Genomic DNA, 22,627 nt, shown 5'->3' with positions numbered 1-22,627 from the left:
TTTTACCCCCTTTACTCTCCAGCAGCTTTTATCCCCAGGATTTCCAGCTCTTTTTCGGTCAATCCCACACCTCTAAGCATAAGCCTGTTGCCCTTAAGGCTTTCAATATCGTTTATGCCCATACCTCCGAGGATTTCCTTTATCTCGTGGCTCCAGGCGTTTATGAGGTTTACAAGCCTTCTCGCGCCAATATCGGGATTCAACCTCTTTACCAGGTTGGGGTCCTGTGTTGCTATACCCCAATTGCACTTACCTGTATGGCATTGCTGGCACATATGACATCCCAGGGCTATGAGCGCAGCGGAACCGATGTACACCGCATCAGCGCCCAATGCTATTGCTTTTATTATATCAGTGCTGTTTCTTATACTACCTGCTGCCACAATAGATACCTGGTGCCTTATGCCCTCCGACCTCAAACGGGCATCTACGGCTGCTATTGCAAATTCTATAGGTATACCCACACTATCCCTTATCCTCTTAGGCGCTGCGCCTGTACCACCCCTAAAGCCATCTATAGCGATATAGTCAGCACCGGCTCTGGCAATTCCCGATGCTATTGCAGCCACATTGTTCACTGCAGCGATCTTTACCCCTACAGGCTTCTCATAGTTTGTAGCTTCTTTCAAGGAATAAATAAGCTGTGCCAGGTCTTCTATGGAGTATATATCGTGATGGGGTGCAGGTGAAATAGCGTCACTGCCCACAGGTATCATCCTGGTCTGCGATACATCCTCACTTACTTTCTCGCCAGGCAGATGACCGCCTATCCCTGGCTTTGCCCCCTGCCCTATCTTTATTTCAACGGCTGCTCCTGCATTTAAATAATCCTTATTTACCCCGAACCGTCCTGAAGCTACCTGAACAATAGTATTAGGGCCATATTGGTAAAAATCCTTATGAAGCCCTCCTTCACCGGTGTTATAACATATACCCAGCTCCTTCGCAGCCCTTGCCAAAGAAGCATGAGCGTTATAGCTTATGGAACCATACGACATAGCAGAAAACATGATAGGCGTGTTCAGCTCTATCTGAGGAGGCATTTCCGTCTTAAGCTGGCCGTTTTCATCTACCTCCACCCTATCGGGTTTTCTGCCGATAAAAGTCTTTAATTCCATTGGCTCCCTTAGCGGATCAATGGAAGGATTGGTGACTTGGCTGGCATTTATCACCATTTTATCCCAATAAATAGGGTAATCTTTGGGATTACCCATGGATGCCAGTAAAACCCCGCCTGTTTCCGCCTGCTTATATATATCCCTTATAGCCTCTGATACCCAGTTGGCGTTATCCCTGAAAACCTGGGGATGCTTTATTATGGTAAGCGCCTGAGTTGGACACAGTGTCACACACCTTAAGCAATCCACGCACTTCATGTCATCTGCCATCATCTTATCAGCATCTTCATCGTAATAATGCACTTCAAAGGCACACTGCCTCATGCACACCTTGCAATTGATGCACCTATCATAATCCCGTATTACTTTAAATTCAGGGGTCAAAAGGCTCAGGCTCATGCCGGCACCTCCTTCGCTGATTTCTCCTCTGACTGTTCGCTTTCTACATAACCTATAACGGGTTCACCGCCTTTAGGTATCCATACCCTTTCCGGCTTTTTTATAACTTCCCTTATAGCCGACTCTTCACTGGCAACCATCATCAAATCGCCTTTGGACGCAGCTGTTAAAGGCCTCAGCTTCAATCTATCGTTTATAGCCACTATCCCCTGAGAATGGGATAATATTATGGAAAAAGGCCCATTTAAAAGCGCTCTTCCGTATACGATCTTAAGGCTTTTATACAACTTCTTATCTTTTTCATCCATCCTGTCCACGGCACGCCATAGAGGAGATGCCACTATCTTGCATGCCAATTCAAATGACAGATTGTGTTTTCTCACAAGAAGGTCAAATATATATGCCGCTACCTCTGTATCAGTCTGAAGAGTACACTTGTAGCCAAACTGCTCTAAGAACTCCCGATTTGCCTCATACGAAGACAACTCGCCATTGTGAACCACAGCAAAGTTCAAAATGCTAAAGGGATGTGCCCCTCCCCACCAACCAGGGGTGTTGGTGGGGAATCTGCCATGAGATGTCCAGATATAACCATAATAATTTTCCAACTTATAAAAATTAGAAACATCTTCAGGGTAGCCCACTGCTTTAAAAACGCCCATATTCTTGCCGCTGGAAAAAACATAAGCCCCTTTTATATTGCTGTTTACGTAAAAGACAAACCTTGAAGTAAACTCATCTTCATCCAGCTCAGCAGTATTAAGGCATTCCAATTTCGGCTTTGCAAAATACCTGTATATAATAGGTTCGTTTTCAATGCCCTTTGTCTTTCTGGTAGGTATTCTTTCTTCATAGGAGACGTTATAATTCTCCTTTAAATAGCGCTCGGTATCCTGCTTTGCCACTATGTCGTCGTAAAACATGTGAAAAGCATAATAATCTCGATATTCAGGGTAGATACCGTAAGCCGCAAAACCGCCACCCAGCCCATTGGACCTGTCATGCATCGTCGCAATAGAGTCCGTAATCATCTGGCCGGATATCCTATCGCCTTTTTTATTCAATATGCCGCTTATAGCACATCCTGATGGTATTCTCACATTCCCTTCCCTTACCATGATTTTCCCCCTTGCCATTACAAATATGCAAAATTATTTTTTGGATCTTGCAAATTATTCCTTAAAATAATAAATTATAAAACAAAAATTGCGATACATATAGGTAATATAGTAGTTAATATTATAAGTGTTTTTTTTTATTTTTGCAATATGAATTTTTAAAAATTTCATTTATCTCTGATCTAACGGAATATACGGTCTATGTCCTGAAACGCTCTTATAAGCCGGCCTTATAATCCTCTGGCCGCTTACCAATTCCTCTATCCTGTGAGCACACCACCCAGCAATTCTGGCCATAGCAAAAATCGGCGTATACAGCGACTGCGGCAGATCAAGCATCTTATACACAAAACCTGAGTAAAAATCTACATTGACGGAAATGTCCTTATTGGACTGTTTCATCTCCGCAAAAACCCTTGGCGCCAGCTGTTCAATTTTCAGGTACAGGTTAAATTCCTCTTCCATATTCTTTTCTACAGCCAGTTCTGCTGCCTTTTTCTTCAAAAGCACTGCTCTCGGATCAGAAAGGGTATACACCGCATGGCCCATGCCGTAAATCAGTCCCGACTTATCGTAAGCTTCTTTGTTGATTATTTTCTTAAGATATTCTGCTATTTCCTCATCATCATTCCAATCAGATACATGGTTTTTGATGTCTTCTATCATGCCCATTACCTTTAAATTAGCTCCACCGTGCTTAGGACCTTTTAGCGACCCGATAGCGGCAGCAATGGCCGAATAGGTATCTGTACCGGTAGATGTAACTACGTGAACCGCAAATGTAGAATTGTTGCCACCGCCATGCTCAGCATGCAACACCATCGCCAGGTCCAGTATTTCAGCTTCGGATCTGGTGTACTTGTTGTCAGGCCTTATCATGTAGAGAAAATTTTCAGCGGTGTACAGATCAGGCCTTGGCGGATGAATGTACAGGCTGTTGTTGTCATGATAATGGGATTTCGCCTGATATCCGTAAGCCACCATAGTCGGAAAACGGGCAATCAGCTCAATGCTCTGCCTTAAAACATTTTTTATGCTCGTGTCATCGGGGTTATCATCATAGGAATAAGAAGCCAGTACGCTTCTCGCCAGCTTATTCATTATATCGGGGCTAGGCGCTTTTAATATCATATCTTCCGTAAAACCGTCAGGTAATCGCCTCAAATTCCCTAAAATGTCCACAAATTCAGCTAGCTGATTTTTATCAGGAAGGTGTCCAAAAAGCAGCAGGTAACAGGTCTCTTCAAATCCAAACCTTTTATCTTTTTGAAACCCTTCTACCATCTCACTGACATCAATGCCCCTGTAATACAGGCGACCTTCTACAGGAACCCTCTCGCTTTCATCGATGGTATACCCGTGGACTTCACCTATTTCTGTCAACCCTACTAAAACCCCAGACCCATTTCTATTTCTCAACCCTCTTTTTACTTCATACTTTGTGTAGTATTCAGGGTCAATAGCGTTATTGTTTTCAGCAACAGCAGACATTTTATCCAGAAATTTGTTAAAATCAATCACTCCATACCCCTCCTAATCAATATGTTTGCAGACCGAGTACACGTGTTTATGAGATTTCCTTAATTATATAATTAAAGCAGTAAAAATTCAATAATCGATTATATTACAAATAGTTTTATTATATAAATAATTGTGATATAATAATTTAGAAAAAATCAGGGAAGGGGAGAAATCCTTTGAAAGAATACGCCGTATTAAAGGATTTTTTTATGCGCCATAAATGGCCTTATATTGCAGGCGCAGTATCATTGACGATACTAGATCTTATTCAGGCGTACATACCCAGGCTGATAGGAAACATAACCGACGGATTAAAAAACAAGACCATGCCTTATGACCAGCTTATAAAATACGTGCTCATCATACTAGCCATAGCAATAATAACTTTCATACTAAGGTTTTTCTGGAGAATAGGCTTTATGGGCACCGCCAGATGGCTGGAATATGAGATGAGGAGAGATCTTTTCTCGCACCTCTTATTGCTTTCACCAGACTACTACAATCATCACAAAACAGGAGACCTTATGGCCCATGCGACAAACGATATCCAGGCCGTCAGGATGTCCATAGCAAGGGGAATGACAAATCTAATGGACACAATTGTACTATTCACCACCAGCATTATACTGGTCATAAAAACCATCGATATAAAACTGGCAATAGCAGGGTTGATACCAGGCCCCTTTATGTTTGCGATAGTGGTCATTTTCGGCCAAAAAATAAGAGAAAGCTTCAGGAGAGTTCAGGAAGCCTTTGCAAATATGACAGACAAAGCAGAAGAAAACATAATGGGGATACGGGTAATAAAGTCTTACGTTCAGGAAGCTGGAGAAATAAAAAAATTTGACAAAGCTAACAGCCAGAATTTCCACGCCAACATGGCAATGGTAAAGTTGTCATCCACTTTCAGCTCTTCAATGCAAATTTTGTCCACCATAAGCACTGTCATAATCATCATATACGGTGGTTTTTTAGTAATAAACAAAACCATTACATTAGGCGACTTTGTAGCCTTCAATTCTTACATCGGCATGCTCCTGGGCCCTTTAACCTCGCTGGGATGGGTTATAAACATATTCCAAAGGGGAAGCGCTTCCCTAAAAAGAATAAACGCTATAATGAAAACCAAACCGGATATTGTAGACGGCCCTGACGTGGTGAACATAGAGGAATTACAAGGAAATATTAAAGTACAGCATTTGACATTTAGTTACGCTCAAAATTTAGAACCTGCTTTAAAGGACATAAACATCGAAATAAAAAGCGGAAAAACGCTGGCGATTATAGGGCGCACAGGGTGCGGGAAGAGTACCCTTGCAAATCTGCTGCTTCACCTTTACAAAGTGCCTGAAGGCACGATTTTCATCGATGGAATAGATATAAACAAAATCCCTCTAAAAACCTTGAGGGAAAACATAGGTTATGTCCCTCAAGATACTTTTTTGTTTTCATCGACTATAAAAGAGAACATAGCCTTTTCGCCAGAAGATATACCTCTGGAAAAGATACAGGATGCCGCAAGATTAGCAGGCATACATGAGGAAATCATGAGTTTCAAAGACGGATATGACACGGTATTAGGGGAAAGAGGTGTTACTCTATCTGGAGGACAAAAGCAAAGAACAGCCATTGCCCGCGCTGTCATAAAAAACCCCAAGATATTGATCCTGGATGATTGCCTTTCGGCCGTAGACGCTCAAACCGAAGAGAGAATCCTTAAAAATTTAAAGGAGTTTATGAAAAGCAGAACCTGTATCATAATATCCCACCGAATATCAGCAGTAAAAGACGCAGACGAAATAATAGTGCTGGATGAAGGCAAAATCGTCCAGAGAGGAACCCACCAAGAGCTAATCTCAATAGATGGATTTTACAAAGAATTGTATCAGAAACAACAGCTTGAAGAAAACATCGAGCAAGAAGAATGAGGTGATGGAAATTGCCAAAAGGATATATTGACGAAGAAAATCCTCAGGTAAACTTATATGACAAAAACGTTTTGAAATACATGATGAGATATGCAAGGCCATATGCAAAGCATTTTATTGCGGTTTTCTTGCTTCTTGCAATCATCACAGGTGCAAATCTAGTTGGTCCGTACATATTCAAAATGGTTATTGACGATTATTTAAACGTAAAAAACCTGGATCCAGCTATAAAATACAGAGGCGTTATACTCCTGGGATTTCTTTACTTTTTAGTGATCGTAGCCGGAGCAATATTTAATTTCTTGCAGTCTGTCCTCCTGCAGTACATAGGCCAGAAGATACTTTACAACATCAGAAACGATATATTTGCACACCTTCAACAGATGTCCCTGTCCTTTTTTGACAAAAATCCCGTGGGCAGACTGGTCACAAGAATCACCAGCGATACAGACGCCATAAACGATATGTTCACAAACGTATTGGTATTCTTAATTCAAGATATGCTCTTAATAACAGGCACTGTAATTGTAATGATCAAAATGGACTACAGGTTAGCTCTTTTATCCCTAACTGTTGTACCTCTTATCGCGGTATCTACAATAATATTTAGAAGATATGACCGGAAGGCGTACAGGATGATAAGGACGAGAATAGCGAGGATATACGCATCTCTATCTGAATACATTTCAGGAATGAGGGTAATACAGATTTTTAACCGCGAAAAGATGATATATGATAAATTCGATGATATAAACAAAGACTATATGAGGGTAAGCTTTTACCAATTAAAGATTTTTTCCATCTTCCGTCCTTTAAACGAATTCTACAGGTTCTTAGCCTTAACGATACTTATATGGATAGGCGGCGGTCAGGTACTGCGAGGATTTATAACCTTTGGTGTATTATTTGCGTTTTTTAACTACATTAACCAATTATTTCAACCCATAATTGACCTATCAGAAAAATACGACATGGTGCAATCCTCCATGGCAGCCGCTGAAAAGATATATACGCTTTTAACTACTCCAACAGGTATAAAAGACCCTGAAAAGCCCGTTATACCGGAGACAATAAAAGGTCGAATTGAGTTTAAAAACGTCTGGTTCGCTTATAATGGGGAAGATTGGGTTTTGAAAGACGTAAGCTTTACAATAGAGCCAGGACAAACAGTGGCATTTGTAGGCGCAACGGGTGCCGGAAAATCCTCCATTATAAGCCTTATTGGCAGGCTATACGACATACAAAAGGGAGAAATACTCGTTGATGGCGTAAACATCAAAGATATGCCTCAATCTGTGCTTAGGCGACATATTGCTGTAGTGCTTCAAGATGTGTTCTTGTTTACAGGTGACATTAAATCAAACATAAGGTTGAATAATGAGGAGATAAGCGATGAAAAGCTTAAAGAAGTAGCCACATACGTGAATGCCGATAAATTCATACAAAAGCTGCCCAAAAAATACGATGAGCCTGTCACCGAAAGAGGGTCTACCCTTTCACAAGGTCAAAGACAGCTCATCGCTTTTGCTAGAGCGCTGGCTTTTGACCCCACAATATTAGTCCTGGATGAAGCCACTGCCAACATCGATACAGAAACCGAACAGTTAATTCAAGATTCGCTCATTAAATTATCTAAAAATCGCACCACCATAATCGTGGCTCATCGTTTATCGACTATTCAGCATGCCGACAACATAATAGTCATACATAAAGGGCGCATAAGGGAGATGGGTAGGCATCAAGAACTGCTGGCAAAGCATGGTATTTACTACAAATTGTATCAATTGCAAAACGCTAAAATATAGCATAATTTGAGCCTCCCTGAATATAAATTAATAAGATATTATATGCCGGAGGAATCCCATATTGGTCAAAAAAAAGACGTTTATTCAGGGGGCTTTTATTTTAACAATCGCAAATTTCATAACAAGAATAATCGGTTTTATATACAGAATAATATTATCAAATTTAATAGGGGCAGAAGGCATGGGTATCTACCAGTTGGTTTTCCCCATATACATCCTTTCACTTTCGCTGGTCACAGGCGGATTTTCCGTGGCTGTATCTTCTCTGGTTTCCAGGGAATCCGCTCGCAACAATCACAGGTGTTCCTTCAATATAGTAAACACCGCCCTCAAGATCGTGATTTCACTGAGCCTCATCATTTCATTGTTTTTGTTGTTAAGTTCTAAATGGCTTTCATCCAATATACTTAGAGATAACAGGACTTTCGCCACCCTGCTTATTTTTGCACCGGCGATCTTCATCATCGCCACGTCTTCTATAATCAGGGGCTTTTTCGAGGGTATGCAAGATGTAACTCCTAATGCCATTGCAAATATCATCGAACAAGTGTCCAGGGTAATAATCGTCTTGGGTTTACTGTATTTTTTAAACGGCGTAAACATACCTTATTCGGTATCGTCGGCCATAGCCATGTTGGGCAATATAGCCGGAGAAATATTCGGCTTTTTTTACCTATCCTACGCTTTTCACAGGGAAAGGAAAATATATCGAGATATCCGTTTAAACACTAAAAGCTACTTTGGCGATATAATGGCCATCTCCATACCCCTTACAGTAAATAGGGTCATTATTAACGCGCTATCAGCCCTAGACAACATATTGATACCACAACGGCTTTTAGTAGCTGGTTTAAATAGTACACAAGCCGTCAGCATATATGGGGAATTTACGGGAATGGCAATGCCGCTTATTTTTTTTCCTTCAATAATAACCAATTCTCTTGCAGTAACGCTAATACCGGCCATTTCCGAAGCCTACTCCACAAAAAACCGCCATCTAATAAATCGGAGAGTAAGGCAAGCTGTTGACGTATCTCTTATAATAGGCTTTTTAACCATGGCAATATTCCTCTCGCTACCCGAGCCAATAGCCGGTATGCTTTATTCAGCTGACCATGTAGGGCAAATGCTATTCTGGCTTTCTTTTACCATTGCGCCTATCTTTTTAAACCAGGTATTTGCCAGCATACTAAATGGCCTAAACCTGCAGGTCATTACCTTTAGAAATTCATTTATAGCAGCATGTATAAGATTGTATTTTACATACGTGCTTGTAGCTGTACCACAGCTAGGAATCAACGGTTACATAATTGGCATAATAATAAGTTATGCGATACTAAATGCACTGGATTACACATCTCTCAAAAAGCACACAAATATATCTATAGGCCTTAATAGCTTTATATACCCGTGTCTGGCCGCCTTTTTTACGTACTTTGGGTTAAAATATTCTTTTGTTTATTTATCCTTAACAGGAATAAACAAGGCTGTAAACCTGCTAATATCGCTGGGCTTTGGGTGTTTACTATACACTATAATCCTTATGTGCTTTGGAGTTATAACAATTAACGCCATTAAAAAATTATTTAGAATAAGGTAGGTCTCAGTTTACAGCTTGGATAATAAAACATACACAGTAGAATAATACATATGAGGTGATAAACTATGAATAATAAACTACTTAAGATAAGCATTACGTTATTATTGGCAACTATAATCATAATTAATCTAAACAGCTGTAAACCTAAAAAGAAACCTAACACCCCTGAAAACCTCAAAAAAACCAGCGCCGAATTGCCTAAGCCTTTAACCTCTCTCAAGGAGGATTTAGACAAGCTTTATAAACCGCTGGAAAAGACTATTAGCGAAAAGATGACGCCAAAGCCATCAGCATCAGAAAGTTTTGGTAAAAAGCAAGCCACACCATCACCTGAGCAAAAAGCCCTATCAGACGCTACAAAAGCCGTAGACAAAATACACAAGGATTGGAATGATATACAGCCAGAGCTTGCAAAAAACGGCGCCAGCAGCCAAATAATAGAACAATTCTCCAACAGTTTAAATGCCTTAACAGCCAGCTTAAAAACCAATAACCCTTCAACTATAGCGGTAGCTACCAACGAAGTATATAAATTCATACCTGACTTTATGGCTTTATTTAAAGCAAAAAACACCCCTGAAATATATAGAGTAACATACCAGGTTCGCGATATTTTTTTAAAGGCGTATCATGACAATTGGCCAGAAGCAAAATCCGGCATCGCCTCTCTCAACAGAGAATGGGCCACCTTGAGGGCATCAATTCAACAAAAGCAGCTATCGATTGCTAACAAAATCGATTATTCTATAAAAGAGTTGGAAAAAGCCATTGACGCTAGAGACAAATCTCTGGTAAAAATAGAGAGTGAAATATTAAATACTAATATCGACTCACTAGAAAAGGCATTAAAGAAATAAATCCGGTCGTAACCGGATTTATTTTTAACTCATAAACCTAGGGCTTTTGGCCAAGTTTATGATATGATAGAATAATAATAAAGCAAAATAGTGTAAGAAAGGATGTGCGTGCTAAATTGAGCGAAAAAACTAAACACATAGCTGTCTTAGGCCTTCTCATGGCCTTGCTCATCGCAGCAACTGCCGTCACTAAATTTGCCATTCCCAAGCCAAGTATTTATTTTAACCTCGGTGAAGCGGTAATATACCTGGTAGCACTGCTTTACGGTGGTAAGACCGGAGGTATACTGGGAGGAGTAGGCTCTGCCTTAGCTGATCTCATAAGCGGATATCCCATATGGGCACCTTTTACTTTTGTTATAAAGGGCTTGGAAGGATTTATAGTAGGCAGCGTAAACCGCAAGAAAGACGCCATCTTAGCCATAACCCTCGGCGCTCCTGTTATGCTGATCGGTTATTCTATATCCGCAGGATTAATATACGGCATAGGCGCTATACCCCTGGAATTCGCAGGGGATTTAATACAGGTTACATTGGGAGCAATTATAGCAGTTATGGTATACAAAAGGCTGAAAAACACGGTCAGGAGATGATTTCAGTTGGAGACGGGAAAAATTCTACCCGAATTGCTTAAAAAATACGCTTATAAAAACACAGGAGTAAAAAGAAGTGAAGTCATTGCCCATGCTGGCCTCGGCATGGACTGCAGCATCGTTGACTTTGGCGAAGTTGTAGCTGTTTTATCTACAGATCCCATTACAGCGGCAGAAAAAAATAGCGGTTACTTATCTGTCATTATATCCTGCAACGATGTAGCTGCCTGTGGAGCCAATCCCTTAGGAATCCTTGTCACAATTTTATTGCCTGATAAGGCATCTGAATCGGTCTTTAAAGAGATAATGGAGTCTATCGACAAGGCAGCTAAAGAGCTGGGCATAGAAGTGCTGGGCGGACACAGCGAGGTCACGCCAACCGTTACAAAGCCTGTGATATGCACAACGGCACTAGGGGTGGCAAAAAAGAATTCTTTCGTCACCGCATCCCATGCCAAAGTCGGCGATGATATCTTAGTGACTAAAGCAATAGGCCTTGAAGGAACAGCGATTATCGCCCATGATTACGAAGACATATTGCTTAAAAACTTCGGGCGCGAAATGGTAGAAAGCGCAAAAGGCTTTTTAAAGGAAATCTGCGTGGTCAAAGAGGGACTTATAGCATCAGCTTCAGGCGTCAACGCCATGCACGACATCACAGAAGGTGGGCTGCTAGGAGCGACTTATGAAGTCGCCCAAGCCTCAGGCGTAGGAATGGAGATATATCTGGACAAAGTACCAATACGACAAGAAACGCGCTCTATATGCAATTTTTTTAATATAAACCCCTTAGGACTCATATCCAGTGGTTCTTTACTTATATCCGCTAGCAACGGATATGATGTGGCGAACAAGCTCAGAGATGCCGGTATCGATGCTACCGTAATAGGCAAGGTTATAGATAAAGGCATCTATGTCATCTTGCCAAATGGTGAAAAAAAACCATTGACACCTCCCAAAAGAGATGAACTTTATAACATCAAGGAAAAATGCAATAAAGCCCGGCAATATTAAGCCAGGCTTTTTGCGTTAATAGCGGTATACAAGCTTTTAATCTTGCCCATTATATCGTCTGCACCCACAATTTCACTCACTAAAGCTATACACTTAGCTCCCCTTCTGGCCACTTCCTTTATGTTGTGCTCTTTTATCCCTCCTATTGCCACAATGGGAACAGGTGAATTTTTAACCGCCCACTCAAGGTATTCAAACCCCACAGGCGCCACTACATCCTCTTTGGTGTGGGTCTCAAATATAGGGCCAACACCCACATAGTCAGCCCCCTCTGCCGCAGCAGCCCTGAGCTGTTCCGGCGAATGGGTAGACACACCTATTATGTAATCATCGCCTAAATACTCCCTCACCGCTGTTAATGGGTAATCATCCTGCCCTATGTGGATCCCGTCCGCTTTTACCATGGCACACAGATCTACGTGATCATTAACTATAAAAACCGCATTGTATTCTTTGGTCATCTCGCGTATTTTCATGCATTCATAATATTTTTCCTTTAAACTCTTTTTCTTTTCTCGATACTGAATTATTTTTACACCAGCCTTTAACATCTCTTTTACCACGGATATGTTGTCCCTGCCCTTAGATAGGCTTTCTGCTGTCAAGCAGTATATACTAGGATTCATGAAATACACCAATTTTTCTTTTTTATTCATACCAATCCCCTTACCCAATTTATAAATTCTGGCCTATAGCCTCTTTTCCTTATAGCATCCACTATCTCATTCACATCCCTGGAATCATTTACATCGAATTGGCCTCGCTCTTCGCTGTCCTGCGCATAGCCTCCCACGGTAGTCTTTGAGCCAGCCGACATCTTAGTAACTCCCAATCCAATTAAATTATCTCTTAAATATGAGCTTTCCCTTGTAGATATGTTAATGCCTGCCCGCTTTAAAAACAACCTGGTTGTCAGAATAAACCTTACAAAGTTTTTATCATCCAGATGGTAAAATCCTTTCAAATTTACACCTGCAGGTCTTAACCGCGGTAAACATATAGATACTTCTACATCCGGGTATTGATTCATGAGGTATTCGCCATGTAGTAACGTCATAAACATATCCTTTACAGGGACATCTAAGCCCAAAAGCGCACCTATGCTAACCTGTCTGACTCCTGCCATTATAGCCCTTTCAGGGGCATTTATCCTGAAACTATAGTCCTTTTTTTGCCCTCGCAGGTGAAGCTTTTCGTATAGTCCCCTATTATACGTCTCCTGAAATATCGTTATACCTGTTAAGCCCCTTTTGACTAGTTCCCTGTACTCTTCATACGTCATGGCGTATACTTCTGCTATGACTTCTGAAAACATGTTGCAAGCCAGTTCTACGGCTTTTCCTATATAATCTACTGAAGACTTTTCTCTATCCTCTCCTGTCAATATAATTATGCTGTCAAACCCTTTTTCTTTTATAGCTCTAAGCTCCGCCTCAATCTGCTCATAGTCCAACCTCTGCCTTTTTACACCTCTTTTTAATGAAGAATAACCGCAGTACACACATCCACCATTACAATAATTGGATATATAGAGAGGTGTATACAGGAGAATGCTCTTGCCAAAATACATATCAGTCAGCTCTTTGGCCTTTTTCGCCATGAGCTCCAATACTTCATCATCGTCAAAGAGCATAAGCTTTAATGCATCTTCTCTGCTGATATGGTCTTTCAGCAATATATTTATCACTTCATCTTTTGTCAAGCTATGCTCTATCACGTTTTGGTATATGCCTTCAGCCTCTTCAATAGTTTCTTCAATCATCTCCAACACCCCTTAAAAACCCTGTGAGGGGCGACGAAGCTTCCGCATACTCTCTTTCCTGCAAAATGCCTATTTCATAGGCAATTCTTCCCCCTTCCACAGCCTTAGAAAAAGCAACCGCCATCCTTACCGGGTCCTTAGCTGTGGCAATAGCTGTATTTATTAAGACAGCATCAGCGCCTAACTCCATTGCATGGGCAGCGTGAGATGGCCTTCCAATACCCGCATCTATTATAACAGGCACATTTATTTCATTTATTATAGCCTTTAGCAATGTCTCACATCCAATACCCTTGTTTGTGCCAATGGGTGAAGCTAAAGGCATAACCGCAGAAACGCCTATCTTCTCTAACTTTTTTGCCACCACTAGATCAGGGGATATATACGGGAATACTTTAAAACCCTTTTCTACCAGTATATCTGCTGCTTTCAACGTCTCCATATTATCAGGCATCAAGTACTTAGAATCGGTTTCTATCTCAATTTTAATCCAATCAGATCCCGTAAGTTCACTGCCTATTTCAGCAATCTTGACTGCTTCCTTGTGATTCCTGGCTCCCGATGTATTGACCATTATAACACAGTCTTTGGGTATATAATCCAACACATTTTCGCCTTTTTGATCAGGATTTATTTTTCTCACTGCTACTGTAAGAACATCCACACCCGTCTTTTCCACAATAGGTGAAATGAGAGCATAAGAAGGCAATTTTCCCGTTCCTATAAACAACCTGGACTTCAATGTCCGATCGCCCACTTTAAAACTCATATAAAGCCCCTCCCCCCATAATGGCAACCACATCAACCCTGTCGTTGTCCTTCAATTGATAACAACTCCATTGATCTTTTTTTATTACTTCATCATTGACCAAAACCGCCACAGCGTGGATATTGTATCCCTGTTTTTTTAAAAGTTCTTCAAGGGTACCACAAAAATCAACACGTTGATCATTTAAAAAAATCAATTTTTCCACCTCTTCCTAAATTAAAAAAGCGCTGCCATCAGCCAGCGCTTTTTTAGATATCAACTTTACCTTACGAAATCAAATACTCGAATCCTGCAATATCCCTACGCCGGCATTATCCGTCTCAGGTTCAAAGGGTCAAGGCAGGGATTTAATGCCTACTCTCAGCCAAGTTTTTCCCCTTAGCTCCCCTTTTGCATTGATATTTAATTCTATACTTATTTTAACACAATATATCTTAGCTATCAAGGAAACCTTTTATTGGTTGTGCGTCCGTTATATGGTTTAGTCCTGTCATTCAATATGTCCCCAATAATCCGTTTTTCTTTACATACTTACTACAAATATTAAAAACCGCAATACCTGTTACAAGCCAAATCGAGCTTACAAATACAAGCACTATCCAACTATCAAAGGGCACTGTCAAGCTACTTGCAAATCTTCTAGCAATATCATTTCCTAACGTTAACGGTATGATCCAATTAAATTTTAAAAATGAGGTCTTCGTCAGGGTGTCAGTTATAAATAACAATACGATTTGAATTATCTCAGTTATTTTACTGATTTTCTTTACTATGAAAGAAATTCCGCCGAGAATTAGTCCCATTCCATACATGCCTAATAAAGTTATAAATAGCGATAGAATGACGCCCGGATTTATTATTATATTTATCCCAAATATAATTCTTGAAAGAGTAATTATAATACCTGCAACAACGCTGCTGACAAGTATGCTACTAATAATACTGCCTGCTAATAAAAGAGAATACGGAGCTATAGACATAAATTTTTGTTCTAACGTGCCTTTGACAGCTTCCTTCTCAATTTCACTGCTTACTTCATTTATAGCTATTATTGAATAACTCCAAAAAATATACCCTATAAGTAAAAGCGTTTTTGAACCTTCCGCATTTTTATAATAACTACCGAGTAGAGTTCCTGTATTCATGAAAATTAAGCTACAATATAAGACAACCAATAATAGAATGCTGCTAATAAATCCCACATTATATGAAAAGCTTTCTTTTAAGCTACGCTTTATTTCTGCAAACAAAATATGTAAATATACCATTATCCTATTTCTCTCCTCTCTAAAACCTACCTTGAATTGCCTTCTTTTATTAATAGCTCTTTATACTTGTTTTCAATATCCTCAGGGGAAATACCTTGATTTAAGAATTCATCGACAATATTTCCATTATCAATTATTACGATTTTATCTACGACTTTGCTTATAAAATCTACATCATGAGAGCTTATTAAAAAAGTTGTTTTCAAATTATCCCTGAAGTATTTAATGCCATTTATCAGTAAATTTCTGGATTCTATATCGAGGCCGTTAGAAGGTTCGTCTAAGATCAACAATTCCGGTTCATGCAGTAAAGCTGCAGTAATAGCTACCCTTTGCTTTTGTCCTGTCGACAATATTTTTATTTTACAATTTAAAAAGTCCCTAGTTTTTAACACGTTAGCATATTTTTCTATATTCTTCTCAATTTCATAGTTCTTTTTGCCCTTTATGCTGGCAAAATAATAATAATTGTCCTTAACGGATAAAGTCCAATATAGATTTCTTGTTCCTTCTAATACAACACCTAATTTACCCATTATCTTACGTCTAGTTTTTTCATTTAATTTAATATCATTAATTATTATCTCTCCTGAATCAGGATTTACCAATCCGCTAATCGCCTTAATTAGCGTCGTCTTACCCGCTCCGTTAGGTCCTAATAAACCCACTATTTCATTTTTTTCAACATTCATGTTTATTCTATTTAATGCGACTACTTTTTTTGACTTATATTCCTTGTACAGATTATTAACTTTTAGCATACGCTACATCCTTCCAACCTTTTTGATTGTTATATTTTGCAAAACATATTTTACTTTTACTACATTATATAATGCATACCGTGTCAATGTATATCAAAAAATGTGTACTTTTATAATTCATCGTTACCACGACCTTTATCCCTCACTTCTATAAGCAAACCAGGATTATCCGTTATAATACCATCAACACCTATTTCGATCATTTTCCGCATATCTTCTTTTTTATCCACAGTCCATGGAAATAATTTGATATCATATTTTTTACAGCTACTTACCAATTCCTGTGTTATATTAAAGTAATATGGATGAAGCGAATAAACGCCCATTCTGCGAGCTATATACCATGGTTTTGTCAAGGCGTATTCATACAACAGACCTACTTTCAGTTCACAGTCAAACCTTTTTATACCTCTGATACTATTATAGTTAAAAGATGACAATATAACCCTTTCGGCAATATCATATTTTCTTACAGTCTCAACCAGCTTTTTTTCTATGCCGGGATAATTTACGACTCCACTTTTTACTTCTATATTCAGCAATATATTTTTATTATCAATAAGCTCTAAAACCTCCTCCAGTGTTGGTATTTTTTCACCTGCAAATTTTGGGCTAAATTTAATTCCCGCGTCAAGCTCTTTTAGCTCTTTCAAAGTATAGTCCCTTACATACCCGGTGCCGTCAGTGGTTCTATCCACTCGTTCATCGTGAATGACTACAAGATGATCGTCCTTACTCATATGCACATCCAGCTCAATACCATCAGCTCCTACATCCATCGCCTTTTGAAATGATGCCATCGTATTTTCAGGGGCATTGACAGAATCCCCTCTATGGGCAATAACTAACGGCTTTATGTTATCACCTTCCCTTTACTATAAGATATAAATAGTTCACGAGAAACCTTTGTAACTTTAATAATCTCGTCCATTTCTATTATCACTCTCCAAACAATATCGCGAATATTTACATAAGGTGTGTCAAAGCATGTCGCAAAGCAAAAACATGATAAAAATTACATCGGTTCTACTCGACAGGAAGTGGCAAAAACGAGATATGCATATTCGTTACGAATTAACAATTGGTGCTATTAAAGCCTGTAGCGAACTTTAACCGCATTGGACTACGGATATATCGTACACACATAAATGCATTAAAATTTTTGATTTTGTTTTAATCTTACATAGTAAAAAATTGTTATAAAAGCAACAAAAATTGTCAACCCAATTAAATAGTATACTTGATTATTTAGACCATCCTTGCTAGCAACAGAGGGACGACCTGTTGTCATTCCTGTATCATTCAAACCGGCTTTAAGAATAGGGCCAATAGCCAAAATTATCTCGTCCTTTGTATATATCTTTTTGTCCTTAAGACCATAAAGCTCACTTTTACCTTCGCCGTGAATAATGGGAACAAAATATTCTCTGTTATTTGCATCAAGATAAAGAAAATCGGAATGTAGCGAAGGTATTCTTAAATGGATAAATTTTTCTGCCTCTTTCAAATTATTGTTATCAAAATACGAAGTTATACCATCAGGGTTGCTGACAAAATCAATGGAAGCGGGCGAAAGATAACCGCCGATTTCGCCAACTTCCCACCTGTTATTCAAAAATGCTAAGGTAACTGACGCCACTTCCTTGCCGTTAAATTTTACAGGCACTTCCCACTCATAAGGTGCATTTAACAGAGCATTAGAAATATTTTTCTTCTCAATTAAGTTCTGGACAACCTCTTTATTAGCAATAAACACTTTATATGCTTTTCCGTATATCAATTCGTCAGGTTTACTTACATCCATTAACTCTTTGCGTCCCAGTTCACCTTTTTTATCGACTAAAAATTTTTTAGGACTTAACTGGCTATCGCCAATTGCACGTTCTACCTGACCTTTTTCTTTCGCCAGATCTAACGTCTGTTGTTGAATCAAGGTATTTATTGGAGTCACTGCAAAAACCGAAAAAGTCGGCATTAATGTCAATATAGTAATCACAAAAATAGTAAGAATCTTTTTCACGAAAGCTCACCCCCTCCCCTCTCTCTTACTCATATTATTACCAAAACGAAGAATCTGTCCAATACCAGCTATGCACTTAATTCACCTTTAGTTTTAATTTTCGCATAGAGATATTTCAAAAAATTATAAGTCTCAATAATTAAAATGGAAATTGTATTTTAAAATATAATTCATTGCTAAATATATTATCGAAAACGGCAATACAATACCTAAAATTATATACAACCCCATTTTACACATTTTATATAATTTTGTAAATATATTAAAAATGCTGCTTTTATCCCATTCTCTAAATGAGATGGATTTTTCGCAGCATTCAACTCTAATCTAAGTTTCCTTCATCTCCCTATAAAGGGGGTCTGCCACTACCAGAATATCTATAAACCTCGTCTTTTCCATGATGCGCCGTACAATAGAACCCCTTAAAATCTCGTCAATCCTCCTCCTCGCTGAGGGGCCCAATACAATTTGCGTTATAGCCTGATCTTTAGCGTAATTTATTATAGTCTCTATAGGATCCGAAGACATTACCATTTTAAATTCCGCATTAAGTTCATCGCAAAGCTGTTTTACCGCATCCAATTTTTTTAATTTCTCGGCATCTCTCAATTCCCCTTCTCTATATACGTGTAGCACGTAAAGCTTAGCTTTTAACATCTTAGCTATTCTCCAGCCTCTTCTTATCAAATACTCAGAATTATACCTTAAATTTATGCAAACCAGAATTCTTTCCTGAGCACCAGTCAACCCTTCCACGTTTTTTCTATTCCTGTACTCTAAAAGGCGCTCGTCTACTTCATTAGCCACTTCTCTAAGAGCCAGTTCTCTTAACGCTGTTAAATTGCCTTCTCTGAAAAAGTTGTTTAAAGCCATCTCTATTTTATCGCTGCTATACACCTTACCTTGCTTTATTCTCTCTCTTAGCGCTTGAGGGGAAATATCAACTACTTCAATTTCATCGGCGTATTCAAATATATAATCCGGAATCGTCTGTCCGACTTTTATGCCAGTCATCCTGTTTACATAATCGTTAAGGCTTTCCAGGTGTTGAATGTTGACAGCAGTCATGACGCTTATTCCATTTTCAATCAGGTCCAATACATCTTCGTAGCGCTTTTTATTTTTTGATCCAGGGGCGTTCCTATGGGCCAATTCATCCACCACGACTAATTGGGGTTTTCTTTTAATTATACCTTCGAGATCCATTTCCTCAAGCTCTATACCATTATATAGTATCCTCTTTAATGGCAATTTTTCCAAATCTCCTATTTGCTCCTCTGTTTCTTTTCTTCCATAGGTCTCTACAAAACCTATAACCACGTCTATACCCTGCCTTTTTAGTTCATTAGCGTCTCTTAACATCTTGTATGTTTTGCCTACTCCAGGAGCAGCTCCGATGTAAATCTTCAGTCTCCCTTTATTCGCCCTCTGTACCTCTTTTAAAAAATAATCCGAAGCCCTATTTTCCAACTCTAATCCACCTCAGCGGCGCACTAAATTGTACAAGGCCAAATTCAATTTCAACACATTAACCCTAGGTTGTCCAAAAATGCCCAAAACGCTTTTTTCAATGTTTTTATCAATCAATTCCTTTACCTTGTTATAATCAAGGCCATTGGCTTGCGCTACTCTTCTTGCTTGAATATAAGCTGCATCAACTGATATATCAGGATCCAGGCCCGACGCCGAAGCTGTAATTAAATCCACAGGGATATCTAATTTTTTTATACCTGGATTTTCTTTTATTACCTCCTCTATGTTTTTTTTCAGTTTAGCTTCCAGAGCCGGGTTGCTCAAGGCCAAATTGCTTCCACCCGATTTTAAAGGATTATAGTCTACATATGAGGGCCTTCCATGAAACCAACGGCTGCCCGTAAATTTCTGTCCGATAAGCTCTGAACCGACTGGCACACCGTTCAAATATATTATACTCCCATTAGCCTGATACGGGAAAATAGAACCGGCAACTAGTGCCATCAGCATCGGATAAACAATTCCCAGTAAAAAAATCAACACGACGCTCAATTTTACCGATCTCCACACGTTATTCCACATATTTACATCCTCCGCATTATAATAGTGATATTATCATATCTATTAATTTTATCCCAATAAAAGGCGTAATAATACCTCCAAGCCCGTATAATAGAATGTTTCTAAAGAGAAGTGCTTCTGCCCCCATAGGCCTGTATTTTACTCCCTTCATAGCCAGCGGTATGAGGGCGGGAATAATAACCGCGTTAAAAATAAGAGCAGATAGTATAGCCCTTTGTGGCGATGATAAACCCATTATATTTAACGCATTAATAGATGGCAAAGCTCCAGATATAATCGCTGGGAGTATAGCGAAGTACTTAGCCACGTCGTTAGCTATACTAAAGGTGGTAAGGGCTCCTCGGGTCATAAGAAGTTGCTTCCCTATAGCTACTACTTCGATTATCTTTGTCGGGTTTGAGTCCAGATCTACCATATTTGCTACTTCCTTGGCCGCCATAGTGCCGCTATTCATCGCAAGGCCTACATCTGCTTGCGCTAATGCCGGGGCATCGTTGGTTCCATCTCCTGTCATAGCTACAAGTCGCCCTTTTGCCTGTTCAGCTTTAATCGCATTAATCTTGTCTTCAGGTTTGCTCTCAGCGATAAAATCGTCCACCCCAGCCTCTTTAGCAATCGTGGCAGCCGTAAGGGGATTGTCACCAGTAACCATCACGGTCTTTATGCCCATTTTTCTCAGCTGTTTAAATCTTTCCTGCATGCCAGGTTTTATAGTATCCTTCAAGTATATAACTCCGATTATTTCATTATTTTTCACCACCACGAGGGGTGTACCGCCCAACCTGCATATCTTCTCTACTTCTGTATCTAAATCCTCAGGTATTTCACCGCCGGCATCTTTCACAAGCTTTACAGCCATATCAGCAGCGCCTTTGCGCACAATAGTGCCATCCGCAAGATCCAATCCGCTCATTCGAGTCTGCGCGCTGAACTCAATCACCCTTGCGTTTTTAAGTACGCTCTCATCGATATTCGCGCCTCTTCTTTTAGCCAGATCCACTATTGACCTTCCCTCAGGAGTGGAATCCTTTAGAGACGCTAGCATAGCGTAATGCATTACCTCTTCTTCAGAATGTCTACCAATGGGTATGAAATCATCGGCCATTCTATTGCCGTAAGTTATGGTACCTGTTTTATCCAAAAGCATCGTATCTATATCCCCAGCCGCTTCCACAGCCTTACCTGATTTAGCTATAACGTTAAACCTGGCAACTCTATCCATACCTGCTATTCCTATAGCGGACAGCAAGCCACCTATCGTAGTAGGTATAAGGCACACTAGTAAAGCCAAAAGGGTGGTAATGCTTACATTAATACCTATATAAGCCGCAATGGGTTTAAAGCTCATGACCACAGCTAAAAATACAATGGTAAGACTAACCAATAAAGTGCTCAATGCTATTTCATTAGGTGATTTCTGTCTATTAGCACCTTCTACCAGCCTTATCATCTTGTCAAGAAAAGACTCCCCTTGGGATACTGTTATCCTGACCTTTATCTCATTGCTTATAACCTTTGTGCCACCTGTTACAGAACTGAAATCTCCACCTGCTTCCTTTATAACCGGGGCTGATTCGCCTGTAATAGCTGACTCATCAATAGCCGCAATACCTTCGATGATCTCACCATCGCCTGGAATCAATTCGCCAGCTTTTACTAATACCACATCCCCTTTTTTTAGTTGTGACGAGCTCTTTTCATGTATATTACCATTTTTATCTATGACCCTCGCTATGGTTTCTTTTTTTGTCTTTTTCAAAGTCTCCGCTTGCGCTTTACCCCTGCCTTCTGCAATGGCTTCAGCAAAATTGGCAAACAAAACGGTTATAAATAATATTAAGGTAATAGTGCCATCATACCATACATCTTTAGCCGTACTGCCAAAAAAAACAGGAAAAATGGTCGTTAACAAGGATAAAAATGCCCCTATTTCTACCACAAACATTATAGGATTTTTTATCATAGATCTGGGATCTAATTTTTCTGAAAGAATCTAAAATCGCGTTTTTTACAAGGCTATTCATGCTCCAACACCCCAA

General features: G+C 39.5%; 19 protein-coding genes, 1 pseudogene and 1 riboswitch. Of the genes and pseudogenes, 6 read left to right on the top strand and 14 right to left on the bottom strand.

Annotated features, from left to right (window positions below; all coding sequences use genetic code 11):
- Positions 1-11 precede the first annotated feature (11 nt).
- The 3 genes from CALPO_RS0111235 to CALPO_RS0111225 form a co-directional block, all read right to left on the bottom strand.
- Complete coding sequence (locus CALPO_RS0111235; RefSeq protein ID WP_026487407.1) at positions 12-1,517, bottom strand: glutamate synthase-related protein; 1,506 nt, start codon at positions 1,515-1,517, stop codon at positions 12-14.
- On the bottom strand, positions 1,514-2,635 hold the full coding sequence (locus CALPO_RS0111230; RefSeq protein ID WP_026487406.1) for a class II glutamine amidotransferase: 1,122 nt from the start codon (positions 2,633-2,635) through the stop codon (positions 1,514-1,516). Before CALPO_RS0111230 ends, CALPO_RS0111235 begins: the two co-directional genes overlap by 4 nt.
- Before the next feature lie 171 nt (positions 2,636-2,806).
- Positions 2,807-4,156 (bottom strand): citrate/2-methylcitrate synthase, encoded by a 1,350-nt coding sequence (locus CALPO_RS0111225; RefSeq protein WP_245589949.1) that lies wholly within the window; start codon positions 4,154-4,156, stop codon positions 2,807-2,809.
- Positions 4,157-4,332: 176 nt separating this feature from the next.
- Between CALPO_RS0111225 and CALPO_RS0111220 the strand changes: the two genes are divergently transcribed.
- The 6 genes from CALPO_RS0111220 to CALPO_RS0111195 all read left to right on the top strand — a co-directional run bounded on the left by CALPO_RS0111220 (position 4,333) and on the right by CALPO_RS0111195 (position 11,953).
- A complete protein-coding gene (locus tag CALPO_RS0111220; RefSeq protein ID WP_026487404.1) occupies positions 4,333-6,084 on the top strand; it encodes an ABC transporter ATP-binding protein in 1,752 nt (583 codons plus the stop codon).
- Between the two features lie 11 nt (positions 6,085-6,095).
- A complete protein-coding gene (locus CALPO_RS0111215; RefSeq protein WP_245589948.1) occupies positions 6,096-7,889 on the top strand; it encodes an ABC transporter ATP-binding protein in 1,794 nt (597 codons plus the stop codon).
- A gap of 61 nt (positions 7,890-7,950) precedes the next feature.
- Positions 7,951-9,489 carry a stage V sporulation protein B gene (gene spoVB / locus CALPO_RS13850; protein ID WP_051585972.1) on the top strand — a complete coding sequence of 513 codons (1,539 nt, stop codon included), beginning with the start codon at positions 7,951-7,953 and terminating at the stop codon, positions 9,487-9,489.
- Positions 9,490-9,554: 65 nt separating this feature from the next.
- Positions 9,555-10,346, top strand: coding sequence for a hypothetical protein (locus tag CALPO_RS0111205; RefSeq protein ID WP_026487402.1), 792 nt, complete (start codon positions 9,555-9,557; stop codon positions 10,344-10,346).
- Between the two features lie 116 nt (positions 10,347-10,462).
- On the top strand, positions 10,463-10,939 hold the full coding sequence (locus CALPO_RS0111200) for an ECF transporter S component (RefSeq protein WP_026487401.1): 477 nt from the start codon (positions 10,463-10,465) through the stop codon (positions 10,937-10,939).
- Positions 10,940-10,945: 6 nt separating this feature from the next.
- Positions 10,946-11,953, top strand: a complete 1,008-nt coding sequence (locus tag CALPO_RS0111195; protein WP_026487400.1) for an AIR synthase family protein — start codon at positions 10,946-10,948, stop codon at positions 11,951-11,953.
- Here CALPO_RS0111195 and thiE read toward each other — a convergent pair.
- From thiE to kdpB, 11 genes and pseudogenes are all read right to left on the bottom strand, one after another.
- Complete coding sequence (gene thiE, locus CALPO_RS0111190; protein WP_026487399.1) at positions 11,950-12,609, bottom strand: thiamine phosphate synthase; 660 nt, start codon at positions 12,607-12,609, stop codon at positions 11,950-11,952. The two genes, CALPO_RS0111195 and thiE, sit on opposite strands and share 4 nt — an antisense overlap.
- Positions 12,606-13,715, bottom strand: a complete 1,110-nt coding sequence (gene thiH / locus CALPO_RS0111185) for a 2-iminoacetate synthase ThiH (RefSeq protein ID WP_322786106.1) — start codon at positions 13,713-13,715, stop codon at positions 12,606-12,608. Before thiH ends, thiE begins: the two co-directional genes overlap by 4 nt.
- Positions 13,708-14,484: a thiazole synthase gene (locus CALPO_RS0111180; protein ID WP_026487397.1), complete on the bottom strand. Its 777-nt coding sequence runs from the start codon at positions 14,482-14,484 to the stop codon at positions 13,708-13,710. The genes thiH and CALPO_RS0111180 overlap by 8 nt, the downstream gene beginning before the upstream one ends.
- Entirely contained in the window at positions 14,474-14,680 is a 207-nt protein-coding gene (gene thiS / locus CALPO_RS0111175; RefSeq protein ID WP_026487396.1) for a sulfur carrier protein ThiS, read from the bottom strand. The genes CALPO_RS0111180 and thiS overlap by 11 nt, the downstream gene beginning before the upstream one ends.
- 83 nt (positions 14,681-14,763) lie before the next feature.
- Positions 14,764-14,883, bottom strand: a riboswitch (TPP riboswitch).
- 95 nt (positions 14,884-14,978) lie between these two features.
- The gene (locus CALPO_RS0111170) at positions 14,979-15,752 is read right to left on the bottom strand and encodes an ABC transporter permease (RefSeq protein ID WP_035172582.1); all 774 of its coding nucleotides are present in this window, start codon (positions 15,750-15,752) and stop codon (positions 14,979-14,981) included.
- Positions 15,753-15,778: 26 nt separating this feature from the next.
- A complete protein-coding gene (locus tag CALPO_RS0111165) occupies positions 15,779-16,513 on the bottom strand; it encodes an ABC transporter ATP-binding protein (protein ID WP_026487394.1) in 735 nt (244 codons plus the stop codon).
- 110 nt (positions 16,514-16,623) lie between these two features.
- Positions 16,624-17,355 (bottom strand): glycerophosphodiester phosphodiesterase, encoded by a 732-nt coding sequence (locus CALPO_RS0111160; protein WP_281172783.1) that lies wholly within the window; start codon positions 17,353-17,355, stop codon positions 16,624-16,626.
- 311 nt (positions 17,356-17,666) lie between these two features.
- Positions 17,667-18,533, bottom strand: a complete 867-nt coding sequence (locus CALPO_RS0111150; protein ID WP_026487392.1) for a hypothetical protein — start codon at positions 18,531-18,533, stop codon at positions 17,667-17,669.
- A 327-nt stretch (positions 18,534-18,860) separates the two neighbouring features.
- Complete coding sequence (gene kdpDN / locus CALPO_RS0111145) at positions 18,861-20,003, bottom strand: KdpD-like non-kinase potassium sensor (protein WP_026487391.1); 1,143 nt, start codon at positions 20,001-20,003, stop codon at positions 18,861-18,863.
- 12 nt (positions 20,004-20,015) lie between these two features.
- On the bottom strand, positions 20,016-20,588 hold the full coding sequence (gene kdpC, locus CALPO_RS0111140) for a potassium-transporting ATPase subunit KdpC (RefSeq protein WP_026487390.1): 573 nt from the start codon (positions 20,586-20,588) through the stop codon (positions 20,016-20,018).
- Between the two features lie 16 nt (positions 20,589-20,604).
- A pseudogene (gene kdpB / locus CALPO_RS13845) lies at positions 20,605-22,569 on the bottom strand (potassium-transporting ATPase subunit KdpB); the annotation flags it as partial.
- Between the last annotated feature and the right edge of the window lie 58 nt (positions 22,570-22,627).

The sequence above is a fragment of the Caldanaerobius polysaccharolyticus DSM 13641 genome (genome assembly GCF_000427425.1).
In the GTDB taxonomy this organism is placed as follows: Bacteria; Bacillota; Thermoanaerobacteria; order Thermoanaerobacterales; family Caldanaerobiaceae; genus Caldanaerobius; species Caldanaerobius polysaccharolyticus.
Note: the sequence above shows the minus strand (reverse complement) of the source record. Positions and strands in the feature narration are given on the sequence as shown.

What these genes read in the sequence shown, in the direction of transcription:
- CALPO_RS0111170 (WP_035172582.1), bottom strand. Translation starts at nt 15,752, where the DNA reads ATGGTATATTTACATATTTTGTTTGCAGAAATAAAGCGTAGCTTAAAA.
- kdpC (WP_026487390.1), bottom strand. Translation starts at nt 20,588, where the DNA reads ATGTGGAATAACGTGTGGAGATCGGTAAAATTGAGCGTCGTGTTGATT.
- CALPO_RS0111205 (WP_026487402.1), top strand. Translation starts at nt 9,555, where the DNA reads ATGAATAATAAACTACTTAAGATAAGCATTACGTTATTATTGGCAACT.
- thiE (WP_026487399.1), bottom strand. Translation starts at nt 12,609, where the DNA reads ATGAATAAAAAAGAAAAATTGGTGTATTTCATGAATCCTAGTATATAC.
- thiH (WP_322786106.1), bottom strand. Translation starts at nt 13,715, where the DNA reads ATGATTGAAGAAACTATTGAAGAGGCTGAAGGCATATACCAAAACGTG.
- CALPO_RS0111235 (WP_026487407.1), bottom strand. Translation starts at nt 1,517, where the DNA reads ATGAGCCTGAGCCTTTTGACCCCTGAATTTAAAGTAATACGGGATTAT.
- CALPO_RS0111230 (WP_026487406.1), bottom strand. Translation starts at nt 2,635, where the DNA reads ATGGTAAGGGAAGGGAATGTGAGAATACCATCAGGATGTGCTATAAGC.
- CALPO_RS0111180 (WP_026487397.1), bottom strand. Translation starts at nt 14,484, where the DNA reads ATGAGTTTTAAAGTGGGCGATCGGACATTGAAGTCCAGGTTGTTTATA.
- CALPO_RS0111165 (WP_026487394.1), bottom strand. Translation starts at nt 16,513, where the DNA reads ATGCTAAAAGTTAATAATCTGTACAAGGAATATAAGTCAAAAAAAGTA.